Consider the following 7,093-nt stretch of genomic DNA (forward strand, 5'->3'; position numbering starts at 1 on the left):
GCGGATGGGAGGGTGCGGGCCGCCGTCGCTCGGCGGCCCGCGAGGGTGTGCTCGCCCGGCTCAGCGGCCCGCGAGGGTGTGCTCGTCCGACGCGGTCCGCCGGTTCGCGGAGGACGCGGCGTGCTTCGGGGCCGGGGCCGGCGCCTCCTCGCCGTGCGAGAGCTCGGGGAGCCACTTCAGCCAGGAGGGCAGCCACCAGTTGGACCGGCCGAGCAGGGCCATGACGGCGGGCAGCAGGACGGCGCGCACGAGGGTGGCGTCGAGCAGGACCGCGACGGCGAGGCCGACGCCGAGCTGCTTGAAGTCCTGCATGGACAGGGTGCCGAAGACCGCGAAGACGGCGACCATGATGAGTCCGGCGCTGGTGACGACGCCGGCGGTGGAGCGGATGCCGTGGGCGACGGCGGCGCGGTTGCCGACGCCCTGGTCGTAGGCCTCGCGGATCCGGGAGACCACGAAGACGTGGTAGTCCATCGACAGGCCGAAGAGGACGACGAAGACGAAGAGCGGCATCCAGGACTCGATCGCGCCGACGGCTGTCGTGCCGACCAGTTCGTCGCCCCAGCCCTTCTGGAAGACCGCGGTCATCACGCCGTAGGCGGCGAGCACGGACAGGAGGTTGAGGACGATCGAGGTGGTGGCGATGACGGGGGAGCGGAAGCAGAGCAGCATCAGCAGGAAGCTGACGCCCATCACGAAGGCGAAGACGGGCACGATCGACGACTTGAGCTGGTCGTTGTAGTCGGCCGAGAAGGCGAGGTCGCCGCCGACCAGCGCCTGGTCCGCCGCGTCCTTCGTCAGGGTGGCGGGGATGATGTCGCCGCGGAGCGCCTCCAGGGCGCGGACGGAGGTGGCGTTGCGGCCGTCGCCGGCGAGCGGGGCGCTGATCACCGCGATGTCCTCGTCCTTGTGGACGCTGACCTCGACGGGGTTCTTGACGTGGCCGGAGGCGAGGGCGCGCTGCTTGAAGCCGGCGATGGCGGAGGTGGCCCCGGGCGAGGTGACGTCGGCGGTCTTGAAGACGATCTGGGCCGGCGCCGGGGCGCCGGGGAAGACGTTCTCGATCCGCCGGGCGGTCTCGGCGGTGACGTTGTCGGCGGGCAGCAGCTGGTCGAAGCCGAGCTTCTCGGTCTTCATGGACAGCGCCGGGGAGGCGAGGGCGAGGAGGAACACGACGCCGAGGACGGCGAAGACGGCGGGCGCCTTCAGGACCGCGCCGAGCAGCCGGCCCGGCTTCTCGCCCGCGGTGCGGACGACGGCCTTGCGGCGCAGGCCCGGGATCCGGCCGGCGTCGATCCTGTCGCCGAGCATCGCCATCACGGCGGGCAGCACCGTCATGGAGCCGAGCACCGCGATGAGGACGACCTCGATGGTGGCGATGGCGAAGCCCTCGAAGACCGTGAGACCGGAGAGGAACATGCCGGCCATGGCGACGGCCACGGTGATGCCGGAGATCAGCACCGAGCGGCCCGAGGTCGCGGCGGCGATGCGCAGCGCGCTCTCCTTGTCGCGGCCGGCGGCGCGCTCCTCGCGCTCGCGGCGGATGTAGAAGAGGCAGTAGTCGACGCCGACGGCGAGGCCCATCAGGAGCAGCACCGAGTTGGTCATGGCGTCGACCGGGACGAGCTGACTGGAGAGCGCGAGCAGGCCCATGGCGGCGACGCACGCGGTGATGGCGAGGACCAGCGGCAGGACGGCGGCGAGGAGCGCGCCGAACACGACGAGCAGGATGCCGAGGGCGACGGGCACGGCGGTGTACTCGGCGCGGGTGAAGTCCTCGCCGAGGGAGTCGTTGATGCCCTTGAGGCCGCTGGCGGCGCCGTACTGGCCGAGGGTGACGGCGGGGTGGGCCTCCTCGGCCTTCGCCAGTGCGTCGACGACGGGCTGGATGCGGTCGGCGGCCGTGTCCGGGTCGCCCTTGACCGCGAACTGGATCAGCGCGTCGTGCTTGTCCTCGGAGACCGCGCCCGTCTTGTACGGGTCGCCGATGTTCTGCGCGAGGCCGGTGCCGTCCACGGCGGCGATGGCGTCGGCGACGGCCTTCTTGAACTCGGGGTCGGCGGCGGTGAGGTCGCCGCTGTGGACGAGGACCATCTCGGGCGCCGGGGTCTTGATGCCGGCGTCGACGAGGACGCGGGCGGCGCGTCCCGACTCGCCGGTGCCGTAGTCGGCCTCGGTCAGGCTCTGCTGCCCCGCCATGCCGCCGAGGACCGTGAGCGCGATGACGGCGAAGAGCCATCCGAAAAGTGCGGTCTTGCGGTGCCGGGCGCTCCAGGCGCCCAGTGAAGCCGCCAGATTTCGTTGCCTTGCCATTACCTCTCCCAGTGGGACGTCAGCGGGGGACCCTTGATGAGCGACGCCTCTCACTGTAGATATCCGCAACCTTTGTCCTCCCTTCTGTTTTTGGCAGTTGAATGCCGCTGCAGCATCCTGCCAGCCGGCCTGCGTCGGGGTCTGCAGCATGCTGCAGCGGCAGCCTGTGGCCAGCTGGAGCGGCGTGATCCGGCCATCGCGCCGGTTAGGTTCCTTCTCGTCGGGAGTTGTCCGGACGGCGTGGACCGCGATGCGTCCGCCGGCCGTCATCCATTCACTCGGAACCCCGCCCTGCATTTACCCACATCACCGATTCGATCCCCAGTACACAACCAGCCAACCAATTCACCTGAGGCGTGAAAGGGGGAATTCCGTGAACATCGCGATCGAGGCGGCCGGCCTGACGAAGCAGTACGGCGGCCACCGGGCCCTGGACGGCGTGGACCTGTCGGTCGAGGCGGGCACCGTGCTCGGCCTGCTCGGGCCCAACGGAGCGGGCAAGACCACCACGGTCCGCACGCTCGCCACCCTGCTCGAACCCGATGCCGGCACGGCTCGCGTCGCGGGCTTCGACATCGTGCGGCAGCGGCGCGAGGTGCGCCGCCGGATCGGTCTCGCCGGGCAGTACGCCGCCGTCGACGAGCTGCTGACCGGGCGTGAGAATCTCGTGCTGCTCGGCCGGCTGCTGCGGCTCGGCCGCAAGGGCGCCGCCGTCCGGGCCGCCGAACTGCTGGCGCGGTTCGAGCTGGAGGCCGCCGCCGACAAGCCCGCCAAGGAGTACTCGGGCGGTATGCGGCGCCGCCTGGACCTGGCCGCCAGTCTGATCGCCTCGCCCGAGGTGCTCTTCCTCGACGAACCCACCACCGGCCTCGACCCGGCCAGCCGGGCCACGCTGTGGCGGATGGTGCGGGACCAGGTCGACCAGGGCGTCACCGTCCTGCTGACCACGCAGTACCTGGAGGAGGCGGACTTCCTCGCGGACCGGATCCTGGTCGTCGACCGGGGCCGGGTGATCGCCGAGGGCACCTCCGACGAGCTGAAGCGGAAGGTCGGGGGCGAGCGCCTGGAGGTGGCCGTCGCCGACGCCTCGGCGCTCGCGCAGGCGGCCGCCGTGCTGGTGCCGCTCGCGGTGAGCCCGCCGCAGCTGGACGAGCGGCAGCGCACCGTCCACGTCCACCTGCCGGACGGCATGGGCGCGTTGGCGTCCGCCGCGACGGCGCTCGAGTACGCGGACGTCGCCGTCGAGGAGTTCGCGCTGCGGCGCCCCTCGCTCGACGACGTGTTCTTCCATCTGACCGGCGAGCTCACGGGCGCGCCGGCCCCGCACCCCGACGCAGCGAAGGCGGAGGCGTCCCTATGAGTTCGGTGCTCGCCCACGGCGGTGACGTCGCGGCCCTCACCGGCCGGCACCTGCGCCATCTGCGGCGCACCCCGGAGAAGATCATCGGCGTGGCGCTCACGCCCGTCGCGATGGTGGTGATCCTGGGCTATCTGTTCGCGACCGTCGTCGAGGTGAAGAACACCGGCGGCAGCTACCGCGAGTACATCATGGCCGGGGTCTTCGCCCAGGTCGGACTCTCCTGCATCGGCATCACCGCGATCGGTGTGGCCGGCGACCTCGGCAAGGGCCTGATCGACCGGTTCCGCTCGCTGCCGATGGGCCGGGCCACCGTCCTGGTCAGCCACACGCTCGCCGACCTCGCCGCCGCGGCCCTGAGCATCGGGCTGGTCGCGGTGACCGGCCTCGCCGTCGGCTGGCGGGTGCACGGCTCGTTCGTCGAGACCGCCGCCGGCTTCCTGCTGCTGCTCGGCTTCGCGTACGCCATGCTCTGGGTCGGCGCGCTCCTCGGCATGGTGATGCGCAACCTGGAGGCGATCAGCGGGGTGGCCGCCCTGCTCCTGGTCCTGTTCTCCTTCCTCTCCAGCTCCTTCATGCCGCTTTCGGGACTTCCCGGCTGGCTGCGGACCGTCGCCGAGTGGAATCCGGTCAGCGCGGTCTCCGAGGCCTGCCGGCAATTGTGGGGAAACACCGGACCCGTCACGTCGGGAAGTTTCCCGGTGGAGAACGCGGTGCTCGTCTCGGCGATCAGCATCGGAATGCTCCTCGCCGTTCTCATACCTCTCAGCCTGCGCGTGTACCGCATTTCGGCAACGCGATAGCCTTGTCTTTCTGGGGGAATCATGCCGGTCATATCGGCTCCGCACGAATTCAACACCGAAGATCTCTACGTCGATCTCCGGACGTTGTACGGATACCCACTGCACCTCAAATGTGAGGGCTTCAACTTCGCCGGTTCCATCAAGCTCAAGGCCGCCGCGAGCATGATCGAGGCGGCCGAGCGCAGCGGTGCGCTCACCAAGGGCTCGACGCTGGTGGAGTCGTCCTCCGGCAACCTGGGGGTCGCGCTCAGCGTGATCGCCGCGGCCAAGGGCTACCACTTCATCTGCGTGGTCGACTCGCGGACCAACATCGCGACGCGCAAGCTCATCGAGGCGCTCGGCAGCGAGGTGCACACCGTCACGGAGCCGGCCGAGGAGGGCGGGTTCCTGGCGGCCCGGCTGGCGTACGTCCGGACACTGCTCGCCGGCGACCCGCGGGTCGTGTGGCTGAACCAGCACGCCAACCCGGACAACTGGCGGGCGCACTACCGCACCACGGCCCCGCAGATCGAGAAGCAGTTCCCCGATGTGGAGCTGCTGTTCATCGGCAGCGGCACCACCGGCACGCTGATGGGCTGCGCCCGCTACTTCAAGGAGCTGCCGCGGCCGGTGACGGTCGTCGCGGTCGACAGCGTCGGCTCCGTCACCTTCGGCGGGCCGGCCGGTCCGCGCATGATCCCCGGACTCGGTGCGGGCGTGCGCCCCGCGCTCCTCGACACCTCGTTCATCGACGACGTGGTGCACGTCCCCGAGACCGACACCGTGACCGCCTGCCACGCCCTGGCCCGCGGCGGATTCCTGTTCGGCGGCTCCACCGGGACCGTGGTGAGCGGTGCGCTGCGCTGGCTCGCCGACAACCGTCCCGGCGGGAACGGAACGGCGGTCGCGATCGCCCCGGACCTCGGCGAGCGCTATCTGGACACCGTCTACCAGCCGAGCTGGGTGCGCGAGGTGTACGGCATCGAACCGACCGAACTTCCCACGGGAGCGACGCAGTCATGACCTCCACACCTCTCGCCCGGCAGCTGCCGCTCTCCGCCGCTCAGCGCGAGATGTGGTACGGGCAGCAGGCCGACCCGGGCAACCCCGTCTTCACCATGGGCGACTTCCTGGAGCTGCGCGGCCCCCTGGACACCGCCCGGTTCACGGCCGCGTGGCAGGGGGTGCTGCGGGAGGCCGGCGCCCTCCGCGCCCTGTTCACCGAGCGCGACGGCGAGCCGTTCCAGGAGCTGGCCGACGCCGGGGACTTCCCCGTCGAGACGCTCGACCTGTCCGGGAAGCCGCGGCCGCGTGACGCCGCCGAGGCGTTCATGCGGCAGGACCTGCTGGTGCCGCCGGACCTGACCGGGGGAACGCTGCGGTCGGTCCTGCTGCGGCTCGGCCCGGAGCACCTGCTGTTCTACATCCGGGTCAACCACATCCTGGTCGACGGGTTCAGCCGCGTCCTCATCTACAACCGGCTCGCCGCGCTGTACGCGGACCCGGAGGCCGAGGGCGCGTTCCCCGACCCGCGCACGCTCACCGACGACGAGGCCGCCTACGCCGAGACGCCCAAGTACCTGAAGGAACAGGCCTTCTGGCGTGGCCGCTTCGAGGAGCAGCCGGAGCCGGTGAGCCTCTCGCAGCGCCCCGGCGGCCCCGCCCGCAGCTCGCTGCGGCGCGAGGCCGTGCTGCCCGCCGCGACGGTCGAGCGGCTGCGGTCGCTGGCCTGGGACGCCCGCGTCACCTGGCAGACGCTGCTGATCGCCGCGACCGGCGCGTACGTACAGCGGGCCGCCGGCGTGGACCGCGCCCTGCTCACCCTCGCGGTGCCGGCCCGGGCCACGGCGGCCGCCCGCGCGGTCCCGGGGATGCGCGCCAACTTCGTGCCGCACCCGGTGCGGGTGCTGCCCGGCCGTACGGTCGCGGACTTCCTGCGCGACAGCGCGGGCGAACTGCGCGCCACGCTGCGGCACCAGAACTACCGGGGCGACCGGATCCGCCGCGACCTCGGCTTCGCCGGGGACGCGGGCCGCTCGCTCGGCCCGACCGTCAACGTCCTGGAGTCGGGCTTCGACTACGCGTTCGGCACGTGCACCGGTCTGCTGCACAACCTGTCGACCGGCCCGGTCGAGGACATGCAGATCATCTATCTCGACGCGGCCGAGGAGGGGTACGCGGTCCGCCTCGACGCCAACCCCTCGCGCTACACGCCCGAGGAACTGGACCTGCACCAGCGCCGGTTGTTCGCCTGGCTGGGGACACTCGCCGATGCGGGACCCGACGCGCGCGTCGACCAGCTCGACGTCGCGCTGCCGGAGGAGTCGGCGGCGGTGCGGGCGGGCTGGGGTGCCACCGTGATCGAGGCGGCCTACACCGGGGTGGTGGAGCGGGTCCGGGCAGTGGCTGCCGGCGATCCCGAGAGGACCGCTGTCCAGGATCCGCAGGGTTCTGTTTCGTACGGTGAACTGGTGGGGCTGGCCTCGGCGTTGAGTCGTCGTCTGGTCGCGGCCGGGGTGGGCCCCGGCTCACGGGTGGCCATGCTCTGCGAGCCCGGCATCCCCTTCGTCACCGGCATCCTCGCCATCCTGGGCGCCGGAGCCGCCTGGATCCCCCTCGACCTGCGCGCCCCCCTCACCCG

5 protein-coding genes are annotated in these 7,093 nt (G+C 71.5%); 4 read left to right on the forward strand and 1 reads right to left on the reverse strand.

Annotated elements, in window-relative coordinates; translation table 11 throughout:
• Nucleotides 1-60 precede the first annotated feature (60 nt).
• The gene (locus tag ACIOC0_RS34170; protein ID WP_402159652.1) at nt 61-2,313 is read right to left on the reverse strand and encodes an MMPL family transporter; all 2,253 of its coding nucleotides are present in this window, start codon (nt 2,311-2,313) and stop codon (nt 61-63) included.
• Nucleotides 2,314-2,686: 373 nt separating this feature from the next.
• On the opposite strand from ACIOC0_RS34170, the gene ACIOC0_RS34175 reads away from it, so the two are divergent.
• From ACIOC0_RS34175 to ACIOC0_RS34190, 4 genes are all read left to right on the forward strand, one after another.
• A complete protein-coding gene (locus tag ACIOC0_RS34175) occupies nt 2,687-3,673 on the forward strand; it encodes an ATP-binding cassette domain-containing protein (RefSeq protein ID WP_402159655.1) in 987 nt (328 codons plus the stop codon).
• A complete protein-coding gene (locus ACIOC0_RS34180; RefSeq protein WP_402159657.1) occupies nt 3,670-4,473 on the forward strand; it encodes an ABC transporter permease in 804 nt (267 codons plus the stop codon). Before ACIOC0_RS34175 ends, ACIOC0_RS34180 begins: the two co-directional genes overlap by 4 nt.
• A gap of 21 nt (nt 4,474-4,494) precedes the next feature.
• A complete protein-coding gene (sbnA, locus tag ACIOC0_RS34185; protein WP_402159659.1) occupies nt 4,495-5,475 on the forward strand; it encodes a 2,3-diaminopropionate biosynthesis protein SbnA in 981 nt (326 codons plus the stop codon).
• The coding region (locus ACIOC0_RS34190) for a condensation domain-containing protein (protein WP_402159662.1) at nt 5,472-7,093 on the forward strand (1,622 nt) is incomplete at its 3' end. The genes sbnA and ACIOC0_RS34190, both read left to right, overlap by 4 nt.

The sequence above is a fragment of the Streptomyces sp. NPDC088254 genome (assembly GCF_044740925.1).
In the GTDB taxonomy this organism is placed as follows: Bacteria; Actinomycetota; Actinomycetes; order Streptomycetales; family Streptomycetaceae; genus Streptomyces.

Bases quoted from the DNA above. Each gene is read 5' to 3' on its own strand.
- ACIOC0_RS34170 (WP_402159652.1), bottom strand. From the start codon at position 2,313: ATGGCAAGGCAACGAAATCTGGCGGCTTCACTGGGCGCCTGGAGCGCC.
- sbnA (WP_402159659.1), top strand. From the start codon at position 4,495: ATGCCGGTCATATCGGCTCCGCACGAATTCAACACCGAAGATCTCTAC.
- ACIOC0_RS34180 (WP_402159657.1), top strand. From the start codon at position 3,670: ATGAGTTCGGTGCTCGCCCACGGCGGTGACGTCGCGGCCCTCACCGGC.